The sequence below is a fragment of the Photobacterium proteolyticum genome, assembly GCF_001939735.1.
Classification (GTDB): domain Bacteria; phylum Pseudomonadota; class Gammaproteobacteria; order Enterobacterales; family Vibrionaceae; genus Photobacterium; species Photobacterium proteolyticum.
Window position 1 is genome coordinate 146,997 of record NZ_MJIL01000079.1, and the last position, 18,133, is coordinate 165,129.

Annotated in this window: 12 protein-coding genes; 1 reads left to right on the forward strand and 11 read right to left on the reverse strand. The window is 48.3% G+C overall.

Annotation, left to right across the window (positions count from 1 at the left end; genetic code table 11):
* Positions 1-60: 60 nt before the first annotated feature.
* The 7 genes from BIT28_RS15400 to BIT28_RS15430 form a co-directional block, all read right to left on the reverse strand.
* The gene (locus BIT28_RS15400; protein WP_075765244.1) at positions 61-798 is read right to left on the reverse strand and encodes a hypothetical protein; all 738 of its coding nucleotides are present in this window, start codon (positions 796-798) and stop codon (positions 61-63) included.
* An 87-nt stretch (positions 799-885) separates the two neighbouring features.
* Positions 886-2,055: a PDDEXK-like family protein gene (locus tag BIT28_RS15405; protein ID WP_075765246.1), complete on the reverse strand. Its 1,170-nt coding sequence runs from the start codon at positions 2,053-2,055 to the stop codon at positions 886-888.
* 280 nt (positions 2,056-2,335) lie between these two features.
* Positions 2,336-3,412 carry a toxic anion resistance protein gene (locus BIT28_RS15410; RefSeq protein WP_075765248.1) on the reverse strand — a complete coding sequence of 359 codons (1,077 nt, stop codon included), beginning with the start codon at positions 3,410-3,412 and terminating at the stop codon, positions 2,336-2,338.
* An 8-nt stretch (positions 3,413-3,420) separates the two neighbouring features.
* Positions 3,421-4,122: a phospholipase D-like domain-containing protein gene (locus BIT28_RS15415; protein ID WP_075765250.1), complete on the reverse strand. Its 702-nt coding sequence runs from the start codon at positions 4,120-4,122 to the stop codon at positions 3,421-3,423.
* Entirely contained in the window at positions 4,109-9,040 is a 4,932-nt protein-coding gene (locus tag BIT28_RS15420; RefSeq protein WP_083651878.1) for a DNA repair ATPase, read from the reverse strand. The genes BIT28_RS15415 and BIT28_RS15420 overlap by 14 nt, the downstream gene beginning before the upstream one ends.
* Before the next feature lie 85 nt (positions 9,041-9,125).
* A complete protein-coding gene (locus BIT28_RS15425) occupies positions 9,126-11,219 on the reverse strand; it encodes a flotillin family protein (protein ID WP_075765254.1) in 2,094 nt (697 codons plus the stop codon).
* 101 nt (positions 11,220-11,320) lie between these two features.
* Positions 11,321-11,929, reverse strand: coding sequence for a hypothetical protein (locus tag BIT28_RS15430; protein ID WP_075765256.1), 609 nt, complete (start codon positions 11,927-11,929; stop codon positions 11,321-11,323).
* Between the two features lie 365 nt (positions 11,930-12,294).
* Here BIT28_RS15430 and BIT28_RS15435 point away from each other — a divergent pair, with 365 nt between their 5' ends.
* The gene (locus BIT28_RS15435) at positions 12,295-12,933 is read left to right on the forward strand and encodes a LysE family translocator (RefSeq protein ID WP_075765258.1); all 639 of its coding nucleotides are present in this window, start codon (positions 12,295-12,297) and stop codon (positions 12,931-12,933) included.
* 95 nt (positions 12,934-13,028) lie between these two features.
* Here BIT28_RS15435 and BIT28_RS15440 read toward each other — a convergent pair whose 3' ends face one another.
* The 4 genes from BIT28_RS15440 to treR form a co-directional block, all read right to left on the reverse strand.
* Entirely contained in the window at positions 13,029-13,655 is a 627-nt protein-coding gene (locus BIT28_RS15440; protein ID WP_075765260.1) for a DUF1349 domain-containing protein, read from the reverse strand.
* Between the two features lie 32 nt (positions 13,656-13,687).
* Complete coding sequence (gene treC / locus BIT28_RS15445; RefSeq protein WP_075765262.1) at positions 13,688-15,364, reverse strand: alpha,alpha-phosphotrehalase; 1,677 nt, start codon at positions 15,362-15,364, stop codon at positions 13,688-13,690.
* Positions 15,365-15,461: 97 nt separating this feature from the next.
* Positions 15,462-16,892, reverse strand: coding sequence for a PTS trehalose transporter subunit IIBC (treB, locus tag BIT28_RS15450; protein ID WP_075765408.1), 1,431 nt, complete (start codon positions 16,890-16,892; stop codon positions 15,462-15,464).
* Positions 16,893-17,113: 221 nt separating this feature from the next.
* Positions 17,114-18,058 (reverse strand): trehalose operon repressor TreR, encoded by a 945-nt coding sequence (gene treR / locus BIT28_RS15455; protein WP_075765264.1) that lies wholly within the window; start codon positions 18,056-18,058, stop codon positions 17,114-17,116.
* Positions 18,059-18,133 lie beyond the last annotated feature (75 nt).

An 18,133-nucleotide genomic window follows, 5' to 3' on the forward strand; every position in this document is an offset into this window, starting at 1 on the left:
ACTAGAGCTAAGACTACTCTAGGCGGGCTGTTTCAAAGACGCAATAAATCGACACCGTGCTCAATCTGCCTTTTTTATTAATCCTATAACTTTTTGCCTGAACTTTGGATGTTCATTACCCATTGCTCTTGGGTGTGCAATTCTGTAACACCTTGCACCAGCAGCTTCAAATTGCCACAACTTTTTTGGCTCGACATGATTTGTTTTGTACCCCTGAAATTGTTCTACAAATAATTTTTTGATTATTGGATCAACCTTTAGAACACCAGTAGCAAAGATGATATGCTCAGGTTCGTACAGTCGTATTTGCTCTGCCAGAAGCTCAATAGACAAATTGGTGATTTTCTCAAGCTCTTGTTTCGGTCGTCTTAAAGGAGACCTCTTATTGAAATCCCATGCAAACAAGTTTGCGTACACTATACCTTCAGGTTCAACTTTTAACTCTTTCGCTACAGTTAAGAAAAACCTTTTGAAATGGCTCCTATGTTTGGTTCTTACCCTACCATCCTTTCTGTCCTTCAAATGCCATGAATACCTAGACAATGACTCATTAACCACATCATCCAACTGATTTAATTTGTTTTTATCAACGATCCTTTTTATGGTGTTCTTACCATTGTTTGTATTCCAACCCGCTGTTTCCCTACCAACTATCATCACTTTTATTTTTGAAGTTCGGTAAGCCTCAAACGGATAAGTTAAGAAAACACCTGAGTATTTATCATTCTCGAAGCTAAATTCATCTGAGTTGATCGTTGAAAGAATACGCTTGTACTTTTCCTTTAATACACTATCCATATCAATTACCATACATTGTCATTGTATCACCTGATTATAGGTGATGTTCTCACCTATAATCAGGTGGCTATATTCACTATTCCACTTCTATTCTAAAGCAGTCGTAATCTCTTTAAGCATATTAACTATAAAGTCTGCATATCTTTGTCTGTTTGCTTCTATCTTTAGGTAGTTAAGGTTTTCTGGCGTTAGGTTCTTAAAGTTTATTTGGGGGTCGACATATATACCGATTGGCATCGAATTCCAGCGATATGAGTTTACGAAGTTTTCTGTTTTTTTTGCGATTTCTTTATATTCAGGGGAGTTAGAGCCATTTTCACAGTAGATACCAAAGTAAATGTGGTGATCTTGCTCTACTAGAATATATGTATTTTCATAGCCATTCAGTTTTACATTAACATTGTAGTATTTTGAGTTGCGCCTGTTTTCTACATAATTTCTGACTAATTCTTTTGGTGATTCCTGTTCTGTAATGGAGTCGTGGTGTAGTTCACCAAATTCTTGTCTTATGCCTTCTGCAATCTTGTTCCATATGTCGAACTGTAGATCTACCAGTACTTCGTTATATGCACTGAAAAGATCAGGGAATCTCGCCAAGTTGCTGTCTGCAAGTAGTAACGTTTTAAGTTCTTCCATATGATCTTGGTTCTCAATTTTGTTGGTGATCTTGCTGATGATATCTAGGTACTGAATACAAGCTTCGCGTAAAGGAGCATCTCTGGCTGCGACCTCTGTACATTTAGAGATCCATTCGTAGATATCATGTTCATAGCTAGCAAGAGTTAAAGCTTTCTCTTTTACTTTGTCAGGTAGTTCATCTGTGCTTTGGTCACTAGGTTCATAGCCTGTTCGAGTTAAGTAGATGAGTTTGATATTTTCATACCCCTCATCTTTCATTTTTCTGTAGTAGTTCGAGAGTTGTTTTTCTTGGTCTGAAGCGTAGATCTTGTTTTCAATTACGATTGCTGTTTTACCGTTGCGAATGAGGATGTCGATATTCTTGTATTCATTGTCTACCGTAACTTCTTGTGTGAGGTCGAGTTGAAAGTTTTCTTTGAAGTGTTTTAGGAATAGTTTTAGGAAAGCGTTGTGGTGGTTGTGGCTACCCTTTGGATTAAGAAGATCACTTAGGAACCTTGAATGTAGCCTCACTTCATCTGATTCAGATCGCAGTACACAGAATAAGTTGTATTCTGGCTTTCTGGTGTACTTTTCATGTAGAAGCTGGACGTACTTGAAAAACTGGTTGTTTATCATGTTGAGTGCTCTATTAATAAATATGGGGTCAGTCATGCCTTTTGTTATAACATGAGCATTAGTACATGTAGGGCTAAACCCATCAGACACAATTTACAAATAAAGAAGGGGCTCGGGCTTGTTCAACTCTGAATAAAGCTGTCGGCTACGCGACAGCTATTCTTATTTGTTAGACACCAAACGACCAAGCTGTGAACACCAAGCCTGTAAATAAGCCGCTCATTGCCATCTAATCAAAACAAAGCCGCGACACTTCGCGGCTTTGTTATAAGGCTCCACCCTACCCCGGCATTTCCTCAAACGTATCTTGCAGAGCAAACTTCAGATCCTGCTCGGCTTGGACCAGAGCTTCGCTTGCCTGCTGACGTTTAATTCGGCCTTCTTTAACATGGCCCAAGGTATTTTTCAGGGTATCGATGGTGAGCTGATTAACGGTTTGAAGCGATTCGATATCCAAGATACCACGCTGGTAGTTTTCGGAGATCTGCTCTTCCAGTGCCTTTAGCTTCTCGGCATTGCGGACATACTGCTTGTTGGTGTAGTCCTTCACAGTGCGAGTAACTTTCAGTGCTTTCTCTTTCTCGAAGTTGGAGATCGCAATCAGGAACTGGCGCTTCCACAGCGGCAAGGTGTTGTGAATGATATCCTGGATATCTTCCATCAACATCTTGTTGCCTTCCTGCGACAAGCGGATCTGCGGCGCGGTCTGAATCGCGGCCATTCTAACCAGGCTAAGGTTGTGAACCCGCTTTTCAAGCCGTGTCATTGCCTGCAGGGCATCACGATAGGCCTGACCATCAAGCGCGTCATTACTGGCATCGGCTTTTTCTTTCAGTGCAACCAGCTCCTGGTTTTTCAGCTTATCGAGACGCAAGTTGCCAGCATAGATATAGATATCAAGCTGCTGCAACAAGCCCAGGTTTTCGTCATACAGGCCATCTAGCTGCTGGATATCCTGCGCCAGCTTGGTTTCCTGTGCTTCAAGCCGCTTTGCCAGCTCTTCAAGCTGGTCTTTAACGGTATCGAAGCCTTTGACAAACTTACCGAACGACTGGAACAGTTCTCCGATTAGTGGCAGACGAGACAAGAAGCTCTCTTTGCCCAAATCATCAAACTGGGAGCTGCTCATGTTGGTAACCATGGCATGAAGGATATCTCCGGCATCACCGGTATCCTTTGCCCTGATATCTGCCAATACCCGATCAGAAAATGCAGTGATACTTTGCAACGCCTCTTTCCCGAACACCAAGGTAGAGACTGTATCAAACGGATTGAGCTGCTCGGCCAGATCAGCAGCCTGCTGCTGCTCTGTACCGCTTAACCGCAATTCGATTGCACTGGATAATTCTTGAGTCATAACATTCCTTAGTGACTATAGTTAGGGAAGTAGTGCCAAAGTTGCTCGAAATGGCGACTAAAAGCCTGAACATGACGGCCATCGTCGGTTAAAGTGATATCTTCGGAGTTATACTTCGAAGCACTACGCGTCCAGTTAAAACTGCCGTTAATCAAACGTTCACCGTCAAACAAGGCAAATTTATGATGCATATGGTAGCTAGTGTTATCGAGTTTTATCTCGATACCCTGACGGGCAAGGTAGTCGATATCACTACCAACATCGTTGATTTTGTCGTTATCGGTAATTATCCGTACCTTAACACCACGCTTATGGGTCGCTAAGATAGCCTCGGTCAAATCATCATCAGCGATAGTAAATACACAGATATCGACCGATTTCACAGCCCGTTTTAGCTGATGGCGAATACCATTCACACAACTATTGCCCGGCGAGAACCAAGACTCTGCCAACACCTCGCCATCACTGCCGCGCGCCTTGTCCAGCTGCTTGATCACCTGCTCTAGCCACTTCAGCGCCTGCAGGGCATCGCCAGACTCACGAATGATTTGCTGCACCAAGCTAAAGCTCTGGTTACGCAAATACGATAAGTCATCCGCCTTAAGTTCGGCCGTTGCCAGCTTATCAGCCAGCGCACGGCGCTCCGTGTTATCTAGCTTGTAGTCTTCAAAACTCTCAATCAGCAGAGTCTGGATATCAAACTTCGTCACCGTTGGCCTCCTTGTTCGAACGATTCGGTGAATGTTGCTCTTGCAGTAGCGACTGTGCCACCTTAGTGACACTCTGGTTCAATGCCACCATCTGCTGCACCATCTGTCCGGCGCGATCATCCGAGTCACCCATCTGCTGGCGGCGGTGGTAACCGTCTTTAATACTCTGCCAGCGTTGTTGCTGCTCATCGGTCATATCACCACGCAGTTCTGCAAGCTTGAGAAGGTTCTCTTCCGTTCCGGCGGTTAGCGTCTGGGCTTCACCCTGATAGTGATCCTGAAGCAGGGTTTGAAGCTCTTCATCGGTCATCACCGGCGAGATCTTTTCACCCAGCTTGTTCATGTTCCGGTACGAGCCCTGAAGCTTGAACGGTGGTTCAACGCGGTATTCATCCGCCATGGCGGCAGAGGCAATGTACTGCTGATTCACTTTCAGCACGGTTTGCTGCACTTTCAGTAGCTTATCGAGAGTTGCAACAATCTCGTTGGCCTCGGTCGACGAATACGGATGGCTAAGATCACTCAGTGCAATGTTCTCCCCTCTCGCCATCTCGATCATGCTGTACAGATCATTCAGATCCCTTGTCGCCAGCGGCGCCAGAATCGAGTTAGAGGTCAGCGAGTTCTCAATAAAGGACAGCTCAAAGGCCGCTTTCTGATCAGAGAGCATGTCACCCAAGTTGTAGATATCGGCACGGTTTGCCAGCATATCAGGGATTTTGAAGACATCGCCCGACTCGGTATACGGGTTACCGGCCATCACAACGGCAAACTTCTTGCCGCGCATATCGTAGGTTTTGGTTTCGCCTTTCCAGCTACCTTCTACCCGTCGCGTACCATCACACAGCGAAATGAACTTCTGCAGGAACTCAGGGTTAGTGTGCTGAATATCATCGAGATACAGCAGAACATTGTTACCCATCTCGAATGCCAGGTTGATCTTCTCGACCTCACGAGCTGCATTCTGATCTGGGGCATCCTGAGGATCGAGCGAGGTGACCTCATGGCCGATAGACGGGCCATTGATCTTCATAAATACTAAACCGAGTTTGTGGGCAACGTACTCGATCAGCGTTGTTTTACCGTAACCCGGAGGTGAGATCAGCAATAGCATCCCCATTAAATCGGTTCGCTTGTTGTCTCCCATTGCCCCCATCTGTTTTGCCAGGTTGTCGCCAATTAGCGGCAAGTAACTGTCACTGATCAGCTTGTTGCGGACAAATGACGTCAGAGGACGCGGCTTGAACTCACCCAGGCGAATAGTGTGCTTGGCCTGTTCCAACAAAGCTGCACGCTGCTTCAGGTAGGCATCATATTGCGGGATAGTGTGGCTATCATGATGCTGACAGCGCTGAAGAAACTCATCCAAGGTAATCGTCAGCGCACCATCTTGGATCCGCTGGTGCTCACCCAGCAAGCCAGTAACTTTGAGCTGTAAGGAGAAATCGACCGGGCTTAACATTACACGGCTATTGTCGCGAATTGTCGCCAATGCCGCCGCCTCGGTGACAAATGCCTGCCCTTGCTGCTGGTGCTCGCTATAAGCTGTCAGCCATTGCAGATGATCGGCAAATTCCGATGCATCGGATGATGATTCAGGCAACCAGCCCAAACTCCGGCGAAATGCCAGATAAACATCACACAACTCGATAGCATCACGGCTAACCTCAGCCTGCAGTGAAGCTTGCCCCAGAAGGCGGATGGCATAATCGGCACTACGTTCGAGATCGCACGGCACATATTGCGGCAGTTCTTCTATCAGCGCCTCTTTGAGGGCATCAAATGCCGTCACTGATGAAAGATGCTGTTTCATCAACAAGGCATTGCGAGCCTGCTTGCGCCACTGCTCGATATCTTCCTCAATCGTCTCCACCAGCCAGAGCAACGCATTGGCTCTTGATGACTGATCAAAGCGCAGCAATCCAGCCTGCTCATAACATGGCAGCACTGCCTGCAGAATCTTCTCGGCATCGTGGTCATGCACACCTTTGACGTAACCCTCGCGGTAACGTGGCGCGGCATAGGTCTGGATCAGCTTGAGCAAGGTGTTGTCTTTGAGCGCCTTAAGCAGCTCTTCTACCGTCAGGTTCTCCTGCTGTTGCTGAGCTGATTTGAGTACGTTGTAGGCAAGGTATTCGGCACGATAGACATTGTCGGTCTCTGAAGCCACATCCAGTTTGGCCATCGACTGCAAGTCCAGAAATTCCTGGTTGGTTACCGGTTCATAGTAGTCGGTACCAGAGATATGCAAGCTCAACGCGCTATCGTGTTCAACTAAACTAAGATCCAGTGCCTGTTGGTTAACGCTAAATCGATGCTTGCCAAGGCGCAGTACTTTACCGCCCTGCTCGAAAATGTCCTGGTTATCGCGAAGGGAGCGAAGCGCCTGATCCTGTGCAGCCTTAAGGCGACTATCAATCGTATCGGCTTTAACGCTATCACCAAGATCACGAATAGACTTAGACAATTGGTGCAGCTTCTGAACCATGTTATCGGTTGCAAAGAAGCTATTAAGTGCCGCGACATCTTCAAAGCGGGCCACCCGCTTCTCAATACTTTTGAAGGTGACATCCGCCGCCTGATTCAGGTTTTGCACCCGACGTTGCTGCGCGGTGATCAGCTGCTGTTTATGGCCTTCCAGTGTCGACTGGATTTCATCACGTTTGGCATAAATTTCAGCCAAAAACTCATCAAAGTCGGCAAATCGTGATTCCAGCTTTTCCAACTGGCCAATCAGTTTCGCCAGTTGTTCATCGCACTGTTCAGGGGTTTGTGCCTGCTCCATTGCGCTATTAACGGACTGAGCCAACAGCTTGAACTGCGAACTGAACTCGGCTTTCGCCTCGCCACCACGCAGTGCCTGATGCTTTTGCTTGAGGCGGGCCGACGTTGCATTCAGCTTGGCGGTCACTTCCGTTGTCAGATCGAGGATACGTGTAGACTGAGTCGGGTCATCAGTTTCGATATCAGCAACTTCTTCCGTTACCAATGCCAGATTATTACGGACGCGATCGACACGCTCCTGCAATGCTGCCAGCTCAGTGGTTTTCTCGGAAGTTAACAGCTGATCATCAATTGACGCGATATCTTGCTTATACGGGAGATAGGCTTTTTCATCTTGCAGCAGATCCAGCAATACCTTGTTGAGATCCTGCCTGTGATGATCAAGTTGCTCCTGTAGTTCAAGCACCTGATCTTCAGGCATATAGCGATGATCGCGCAATGCCATCACATTGCCCACTTCCGCTTTTAGCTGGGCGAGCAAATCCAGCAGGGTATTGGCTTCATCACGGGGCGCCAGTTTCAGGCTACCCACCAGCTCAGTCACTTTTTCCTGCTGCCGGGCCATAGCAGTTTCAGCATGCTGCTGGAGCTGGCGAACTTTGGCGAACTCATCGATGATGAGATCAGCCGTTGCCATTAGCTGACTTACCGCATCACCAAGGCCGAGCGCTGTCGCATTGCTTAGCCAGTCATAGGTATCCAGTGTTGTCTGACAGGTTTTAAGCAGCGCTTCATAGGCGGTTTGGCTTACTTCTTCGCTTTGCGCCAGCTGACAGATAGACAACAGCGACGAAAGCGCGCGGACTAACTCGGCGTTACCCAGGTTGACCAGAAACGGATCCGCCCCTTCCCTGTTTGTCTGGGTGTAGTTTTCTATATCGGTGAACGGCGTCTGCCAGATCCGCAGCGGGTGGATGGTCGAGGCCTCGGCATTCTCGGATACCCGGAACATCAGCATGCGACCATCGGGATACACACTATAACCATGGCTGTGCATCGGCGCGGAAAATGCCTTCTCAATCAGGTTATAGGTGTAGATAACGTAGGAGCCTTTCTCGACATCAAAGAAGAAATAGAGAATATCTTCGCCATTTGGCGAGGTCACCTGCTTGAAGAAATGCAGCTCTTGCCATGATTCCTCGAAGCTCTTGCTCTCACCGTTAGCCAGTACATAACCATGAGAGTATAAAATACCGTGATTTTCCGGCAGTTCCTTGCCACTGACACCGATGGCATCTGCTCTGACAACTTGCAGGTTCAGCGAGTTATAAATGAAATAGCGATACTCTTTTTCCCGGTTCGGCAGCATTTTCAGCAAGATCAAATCGCCGACTTCAGCATAGGCGATCTCGGCATCGGCGATGGTCTGATAGGCATCATCAACCGGTTCGTCGTAGATCCCCTGTCCTTCTTCGGTATTATTTTCGACCTTGATGGTCAGGTCGCCGCCGACACACTCGACAAACAGACGATCTTTAATCGATACATGCGGGTGTTCGCCGCTGATGTGATCGTCGCGGGTTGTCATCACCCATTCAAAATCATGCTGCTGGGCAGAAGCAAGTGCTCGCTGGCCCTGAGCATCGAGATATCGCACCGAGTCCTTGCCGATTTCAAACCGGAACACTTTACGGTCTTCCGCCCGCATCCCAATTTGAAACGCCAGATACAGAATATTTTCCTGGCGGGAGATTTGCGATAAGCGAGCATCTTTGTAGTAGGTAAACAGCTCGGTAAATTCGTGGCTGAACTGGGGGTCGCTAAGAAATGAGTCTTCAAGCCCTACCGGGTCCATTCGGAATGTGCCGTCATTCTCAGACAGGGTATACAAACCAAATACATCATTCAGAGCGGGCGCTGTTTTAAGCCCCATGAATACCTGATAGCCGAACAGCAACTGGCCATTTACCTGGGCCATGTCGACCGGAATACTTCGGCTATCGGTCTGAACATTGGCTTTGCCGGTTAGCGAGAACTCACTGCCGCCAAAGGTTTCCTGACGCTTTTGATTAAATGTCTGCGCCAGAGATTTTAATGCATCACCTTGCTGGGAAAGCCGGGATTTAAGAACTTCATAGGCCCCAGCTTCGCCAACAGCTTTATCAATTGCACTATCAGTCGTAGTTTCTGTCACTTTACTCAATCCTTGAACCCCCCTCAGGCATTAAGTCTCAAGCCTCAAGCCTCAAGCCTCAAGTCCTAGGGGGGTTGCCTGTCAGTTAACTATCAAGCGAGCTATCTGTTTTAGCTGATAACTTTTCTTTCAGCGTCGATAGCAAGTCAGCTGGGCTGTTGGCCGAATTCAGCAGATTCGCAATGGCGATATTGCTGATATCGTTAGATTTGAGTTCAGTGTTTTCAAGAATATCTTTCAGATCCTGCGGCAGGCTGCGATTACCGTTCATGTACTCGCTAACCAATGGCGACAAGACCTCAGACTCGCTAAAGCGATTATCCAGCGCAGCTGAATCGATCACCGTACGGCGAATCTGCTCCATACCTTCACCACCGAACAGCTTAATATCCGCTGCTGCCAGTGCCTGAGCCAGCGCTTTCGCACTTTCGGACGACACTTCCTGCTGGGCGTTAATACGGGCAATTTCCAGATCTTTCTGCTGCTGAAGCTGCATCACCCACTTGTCGTGCTCACGTGTCTGATCGTCATACTGGCGCGCTGCCTCGAAGCGAGCAGTCTGAGCTTCGGCTTCTGCCAAACCTTTCGCACGCAGTGCTTCTGCTTCCGCCTCACCGGCAGATTGCAGTGCAAAGGCTTCGGCTTCACCCGTTTCCTTAATCGCTACAGCACGTTCGCGTTCTACTTCAACCTCGGCCAAGCCTGTGGCACTGATCTGTTCTTTCTCAGCCTGCGCCATACGCTCTTTCGCAGCCGCTTCACGATCCTGCTTAACAAATTCCGCTTCTGCCTGCTTGGTCTGCACAGCATATTCAGCTTCGGCAATGCGCGTTTTCACAGCCAGCTCATTCTCGGCATCACGGGTACGGATCTTAATTTCCGCTTCGTTTTCAATAAGCAGCTTGTCAGCCTGTTCTTTGGCTGCTTCTTTCTCGGCTTTCGCCGCCACCAGCAATTCAAGCTGTTTGGCTTCTGCTTCTGCCTCGGCTTCAATCATCCGGACTTTCTTCTGGCGGTTAACCTGCTCTGTGGCACGCAGGTTCTCTGTCTCTTCTTCCTCGCGAGCAATCTTACGTTCAATCTCAACACGCTGGGAGCGAGTTTCCGCCACCGACTTCATCGCCTCTTCGACGGTGGTCTCTTTATCCATCTCTTTCTGCGCAACTTCCGCTGCCGTTCTGACTTTTTCAGTTTCTACTGCCCGGCTCAGCTCTTCTTGCTGAATAGCAACCTGACGCTGGTTGGCAATACGAGTCATCTCGACTTCCATCTCGACCGACTCTTTCCTCTTCGAGACTTCTTCTTCTGTCTCTAGCTGAGCCAGACGAGTAATACGCTCGTACTCCTGACGCTTTTCTTCAGCCAGTGCCTGCTCTTGTGCCTTGATAATATCGACCTCACGCTGGGTACGGGCGATACTTTCTTTTTCCTGCTTGTCGAGTTGCAGACGGTTGGCTTCTGCTTCGACATTTTTCTTCTTGATCGAGGTTTGCTCATCCTGACGGATCGCATTGGTTTCCGTGTTTTTCACCGATGTGATCGAGGAGATCTTACGGATCCCTTCAACATCCAAAATGTTGTTAGGATCGTGCGCTTCCAGCGCCGTTTGATCGACCTTGTCGATAACCACATCGTAAATTTTGAAGCCATCCATCTCGCTGCCGATCACTGTGACTACGGCATCACGGAACGCACGGCGGTTCGTCAGCAGTTCTTCAAATCCAAATTGCTTCACGGCTGTCTTCAATGCTTCGGAGAATTTCGGCTGGAAGTGTTCTTTCAGGCGCTCCGGGTTTGATGCACCGATGGTGGTAAATAGCTTGGCGACACGAATAATGTCATCTTCTTCGTGGTTGACACCAATATAGAAATCGACTTTTAAGTCAGCACGAATGTTGTCTTTACAATGCAGGCCTTCGTATTCTTCACCTTCCTGATCTTTGCGACCGCTGCGAACCACCGAAATCTTCTTACGGGTGATGTCCATATATTCCGCACGGTTAACGACCGGCCAGACGAACGTACCAGTCAGAGAGGCACGGGTACGATCAACGCCGTTGATGATCAGGGCTTCACCTTCGTTGCGAACTTTACGATAGCGTGAGGTCAGGAATAGCAAGATCACCAAAACAATTCCAATACCAGCAAGAATAAACATCATGCTTGGAGACAAAACCATCGGACAACTCCTTTGTAAACTTAATAAATAATATAAGCCGTTAGCCTGTTATTCAGGCCAACGGTGTAATGGGTAGGCTAGAAGCAAATAAAGGCAAGAAACTAAATCTTGGCGACCAGGTATTTTTCCAGGCTTGGGTGTTTCGAGATGATGACGACTTCATCGCCGTAGTGAATATCACCCTCTCCCTCAATATAGGCATCTAACTGAATTTCATTTCCGTCCTGGCGGATCACAACCTCGCCATGCTCTGCAGAGATCTGGTTGCTGCGGACACTGGCTCTCATCCCTTCATAGCTAATTTTGGCGAATGCATTTTTGGCATTGAACACCGGCCCTAGCGGCTTAAGTACAAAGGCAGAAATATGAAGAGACAGGTAATAGATAACAAACAGTGCCGGCACGGTAACCGCGTAAAAAACAGCACCAGAAAGCAGGCCAAACAGATATTGATCGAGGTAATACGTCAGCACCACCGCAAAGAAGCTACTCACCGTCAGTGCTACAGGCAATGGAACCTGAGAAACAATTGGCGGCAGCATTAACTTGGCTGACCAGCCCGAATCCAAATCCACGCCATCTGCATCGCCGAGGCTGCCGTCAGACAAATCAAAGATCAGGTCGATGAGCATCAATCCGAAAAAGAGACAGAAAGGAACAGAGAAGATAACGACAGGATAGGACAACAGGGCATTAATGAACGCAGACATTAATAGACAAACCTCAACAGATAAAGCCCAACTATCAAGACATAATATGCAACTCTCTATTCCCCAACAAGATGATTATGATGGCGACAGGCATTTTTGCGGTTTAGCTCACAGCGCGCAAACTTAAATAAAAACAATAACTACCATAAAAAAAGTGCTCAATATTTCACCACTCTTTCTATAGCGTTAACTCCATCCAGCAGCAATAGCGTATAACGCATAAAATTCACTTAGTCATAATTAGTACAAAAAACCACCAAAGAATAATACCGCGGAAATATCAACCAATTTATTGACATCAATTATTCTATTCGACTGAATTTGGAGGTAGAATCCAGCCCTTCTTTCTGAACAGCACCTTGATAATGATAGATTTCACCGTACTGCCGGTATACCTGACGGCGGTAGTCGCCCTATTACTTATGCCCGGACCGGATATGTTACTGATCGCCAGCTCTAGCCTGAGCTATGGCAAAAAAGTCGGCGTATTTGCAAGCCTTGGTAATGCCACCTCTGGTGTCGTACTGACCATTCTTGCCGCAATGGGCGTTTCAGCACTGATCGCCATGAACCCTATTGCCCTTCAGGGCCTGCGCCTGCTAGGTGGTGCCTACCTGCTTAAAATGGGCTGGGACTGTATGCGCACCAACCCGGCAGATGCACCGGATGTCGAACATACTTCAGGCCTGGCTAAAACTCTCTACCGCCGCGCCGTGATCAGTAACCTGCTAAACCCAAAAGCACTGATCTTCTTTGTCCTTTTCCTGCCACAGTTTGTCTCGGGCCAGGTTTCGGCGTCATCGGGCGAACAAATGCTGGTACTTGGACTGTTACTGAATGTGCTCGGACTGCTGTTTAACCTGTTCCTGGTCACTATGGTCGGCAGCCTGGGACAGCCTTTGCTTAAAAATGAAAAATTCAGAACCAACCAGCACAAATTTATGGGGCTGGTGTTCTTTGTTCTGGCTATCTGGCTTTTGGCCTCACAGTTACCGACAGCCTAACCAGAACCTGCTCTTACCTATATACAAAAACACCTCGGCCAGATATCTGGTCGAGGTGTTTTTTTATCTATCTCTAGATATAAACAAGCACTGAGTTACATCTTGGGTGCCGTCCAGCTGCATAGTCCCAACTGAACCTCATCAAAGCGAGCTTCAAAACTCGAATCGAGCGGGCTGCATGCATAGTAGCCGACGCTAACAGGCAACGAGGCTGGTGGCGGGGGGTCCACCTGCCCCATTTCCTGAGTCGTTTCCCCCAGCAAGTGAAGATGAAACACCCGCATCTGACTGTAGTGCTCGCCGTCAAACGAGGATTCAATCAGAAAGTCCGGTCCCCGACGGCTGAGCCTGAACCAGACTTCAGTGGTCGAGGCGATATCCGTTCCCGACCAGTCTGAATATCCAAAGTTTGTCACGACACTACTGAGCCTCGCCAGATGCGGGTTTTCATGCTCGATCGATGCCTTGAACCAATTGTCCTTATTAAGGTAGATAACGATCCCGGCCTGATCCAGCCGGGCTTTATAGTCAAAACGAACCCTAACTGACAGGGTGAAGTTTTCGTCAATGCTGGCCAGCAGCGCCGGAGCATTTTCGTTCTGAAAACCATAATAGCTACGTTGCCAGAAGTCCGTTTCTGGCTCGGTGACGATTGTTAACTCGCCACCGTCCACCAAAAATTGTTTTGGCTGGTTAAGCCAAGTCATTGCTTCAGCATTCATTACCTAATCCCTGTCAACAATGCTCGTTGTTATTATCGGTTGATCAGCAGTACTCGGGTTTCATACGGTTGCAGAGCAAAACAATGTGTCGGTTTTTGCTCGGTAACACCGGCATAGTTCGACAGCACATACTCACTCTCTTCAAGCTCCAGGGCTTTAGGCAGGAAACATTCAACCACTTCGCCATAGTAGTTATTGATACAAACCAGTACCTGAGACTCGGATTCCCGCTTGTAACAGAAGATGCTGTCGTGCTCCGGCATCATATCGGTGTAGTCACCAGTCGTGATAACTTCGATTTCCTTACGCAGCTCAATCAGGCGGCGATAGAAATGGAAAACCGAGTTGTCATCGGCAACCGCTTTTTCCGCATTGATTTCCGGATAGTTAGCAGCTACTTCCAGCCAAGGTGTACCCGCAGAGAAACCAGCATATTGGCTGTCGTTCCACTGCATTGGCGTACGAGAATTATCGCGAGATTTCTGGGCCAGGATAGCCAGCATTTCCTGCTCGGTTACGCCATGTTCGTTAACCATGATGTCGTACATATTGGTACTTTCGACATCACGATACTGATCTATTGATGTATAGCCCGGGTTGGTCATGCCAATTTCTTCACCCTGGTATACATATGGTGTGCCCTGCATCATATGGACAGACGCGGCTAGCATTTTGGCCGACTCGACACGGTATTGCTGATCATCACCGAGGCGGCTGACAACACGCGGCTGGTCGTGGTTGCACCAGAACAGTGCTCCCCAGCCTTTGCCATTGAGGCCTTGCTGCCAGTGGTTAAAAATCTCTTTTAACTGCTGGAAGTCAAACGGCGCCTTGGTCCATTTCTCGCCATTCGAGTAATCGACTTTGAGGTGGTGGAAGTTAAAGACCATCGACAGCTCTTTACTGTCCAGCGAAGAGTATTGCTGGCAATGCTCCAGTGTCGTGGATGACATTTCGCCAACGGTGACCGAACCATATTTCTGGAACACGGCCTCGCTGATCTCCTGCAGGTACTCATGCACCCGAGGACCGTCAGTGTAAAAGCGGCGACCGTCGCCCAGACAGTCATTCGGAAAATCCTGTTGCTTGGAAATCAGGTTGATAACATCCAGGCGGAAACCATCAACACCTTTTTCAGCCCAGAAGCTAATTACATCTTTCACTTCCTGGCGCACCTGCGGGTTTTCCCAGTTCAGGTCAGCCTGCTCTTTGGCAAACAGGTGAAGGTAGTACTGGTCCGTTGCTTCATCAAGCTCCCAGGCATTACCGCCGAACTTGGACTGCCAGTTGGTTGGCGCTCCGCCATCTACCGGATCTTTCCAAATGTAGTAATCACGATAAGGGCTGCTCTTATCCCCCAGTGCCGACTGGAACCAAGCATGCTCGGTCGATGTGTGGTTGACCACGATATCCATTACGATACGGATCCCACGCTGGTGAGCTTGCTCTAGCAGCTGGTCGAAATCGGCCATGGTGCCAAAGTCAGAGTTGATGTTGTAATAATCGGAAATGTCGTAGCCGTTATCGATCATTGGCGAGCTGTAAACCGGCGTCAGCCAAATCGCGTCGACACCTAATGTTTTCAGATAATCGAGCTTTGAGATAATCCCTTGAATATCACCCGTACCCTGACTTCCGCTGTCGCAAAAGCTCTTAGGATAGATTTGGTAAATAGTCGCCGTACGCCACCATTCAAATTGCTCTTTCATCGTGTCTAGCCTGAATGTTGAATTGAAGTTTGATGTGGCTGCCTATGAATACCGGCAGCCAGTTTTTATCGCTGTATTTTGTAGGTTTATCTACTTATTAAGCAGTTTGAGGAGATTGTTCGATTTCGCCTTTCGCCTGTGCACGCTTGTACATAATCAGAGTAAGAGCGATTGGTACAATAACTGCAACTAGCATGGCGACTAGGTATACCATCCAGTACTGAGGCTGGATTGACAGGATACCCGGCAGACCGCCCACACCGATACCGTTCGCCATGACACCGGCGCTACCACAGATTGCAGCGGCAATCGCAGAACCAATCATGGCACTTAGCATCGGGAACTTGTACTTAAGGTTAATACCGTACATCGCAGGCTCAGTAACACCCAGGTAGGCAGAGATTGCAGCCGGTACAGAGATTTCACGCTCGTTGTGTTTTTTGCTGATCCAGATGATACCCATAACAGCCGATGCCTGAGCAATGTTAGACAGCGCAATCAGAGGCCAGATTGGCGTACCGCCCATGTCTTGCATTAGCTGAAGGTCAATCGCATTGGTTGTGTGGTGAACACCGGTGATTACCAGCGGTGCGTACAGGAAGCCAAAGACCATGGCACCCAGAATCGCAAAGTCACCTGTCATTGCCACTTTCGCCGCGTAACCAACTACATCACCCAGCATACGACCGAACGGACCGATGAATGCGTGGGCAAGGATCACTGACACAATGATAGAGACAAACGGTACAATAACCAGGTACAGGTACGCCGGAATAATCCGCTTGAGGTTGGTTTCAATAAACGCTAATGCGATACCTGCCAACATTGCCGGGATCACCTGAGCCTGATAACCGACCTTTTCAATGACGAACAGGCCAAAGTCCCAACTTTCGGGTACTTGCTGCCCGATGAGATAGGCATTCATCAGCTGCGGTGATACCAGAGTCACACCCAGTACGATACCCAGAATCGGGGTCCCGCCCAGTTTCTTCACTGTCGACCAACACACACCAACCGGCAGGAAGAAGAAAATCGCTTCGCCAATCAGCCACAGGAAGGAGTGCACTGTCGCCCAGAACTGGCTGATTTCGGTCAGAGTCTGACCATCAAACATCCGGATGTCGCCGATAACATTACGGAAACCGAGGATCAGACCACCGGTGATGATTGCTGGCAGCAACGGAACAAATATTTCGGCAAGGTGTGAAATTCCTCGCTCCAGCAAGCTCATATTCTGGCGGGCTGCCACTTTTGCCTCTTCCTTGCTGGCGCCGGCACTGCCCGTCATCTCTGTTAAAACTTTATATACCTCGTCTACTTCGGTACCGATCACTACCTGAAATTGACCCGCATTGGTGAAACACCCTTTCACCATTGGGATTTCTTCAATTTCTTTGACGTTAGCCTTGTCAGTATCGCTAAGAACAAAACGCAGTCGGGTCAGACAGTGACTAACGCTAGCAATGTTGTCACTGCCACCGATTAACTCCACCAGACGCTCGATTTGCTGTCGATTAATCTTACTCATGCCGATGTCCATGTTTATATTTGATAGGGAATGTCGTTATTGTTATCCCGCAATGGGAATGTTCCCATCGCTCGGGATAAATAATGGCAAAGCCACCCAAAAAAGGAAATGGGAACATTCCCACAACGTGAATCAGTTCACACATTCAGGTTACTTATTAAACGAGCCCCACCTATAACACGATTGTAGGATAAGCGAGCCCGTTTAGCTTTTCGCCCGGGTTAGAGGCTTGCCTCTTGGGTCAAATGGGTAATAGTCTGCTGCCCGGAAAGCTGCTTAATCAACAAGTTAGCCGAAGCATGGCCTGCCTTGAAGTAGCCCGGATCAATACTGAAGGTATTGGGGAAAATGAAAGAGAGAAGATCTGTGGCCCCGACACCGGATACTTGAATATCGCTGCGCCCCAACTCCTGCAATCGTTTGGCAACGCCCATGGCCAAGGTATCACTGGCACAGACTATCGCCTCTGTTTCAGGTCGGATCACATCATCCGTTAGCTGGTAGGCACTTTCATGGCTAAGCTGGCCAGTCTGATAACACGGGGCGATATCAGCCTTCTGACAGCAGGCCTTATAGGCGTTCAAACGCATCAGGCCGGTGGTCTTATCGCTCGGATCTACCCCCATATAACTAATGTGTTGCTTGCCCTGCTGTACGAAATGGTTCATGGCAAGTTCGATAATGCCATGATTGTCGTAACCGACTGACGAGATCCTATCGGTATCCACCGCAATGACGACCGCTTTATGCTTGAGCGCCTCTATCGCCGACAAATCGCAATCGGAGAAGCCAAACACTATCACCCCATCGACATTACGCTTCTGCAAAACAGCAAGATGTTCGTTGGTTTTCTCGGCACTGAACTGGCTTTCCATGATCACGGCATCGTAGCCAGCCTGATAGATCACTTCCAGGATCCCGCTTACCGCTTTATTTTCTGACGGAGAGTCCAGACGCGAAAGAATGATCCCGACCACCTTGGCGCTGCCTCCCCGCATAGCCTGTGCAGACTTGGACGGTACATAGCCGGAATCCCGGATCACCTGCTCAACCTTTTCACGGGTTTCCGGTTTTACCTTTGGATCATTGGTGAGGACACGGGATACGGTTGATTTTCCGACCCCAGCCAGTTTGGCAATATCAAGAATAGTGAGCTTCTGAGTCATAATTAATACAAGCTAATACAATCCCCTCTATTGTCACCGTCATACTTAGGATTTCAATCATTTTCGGCAGCATTA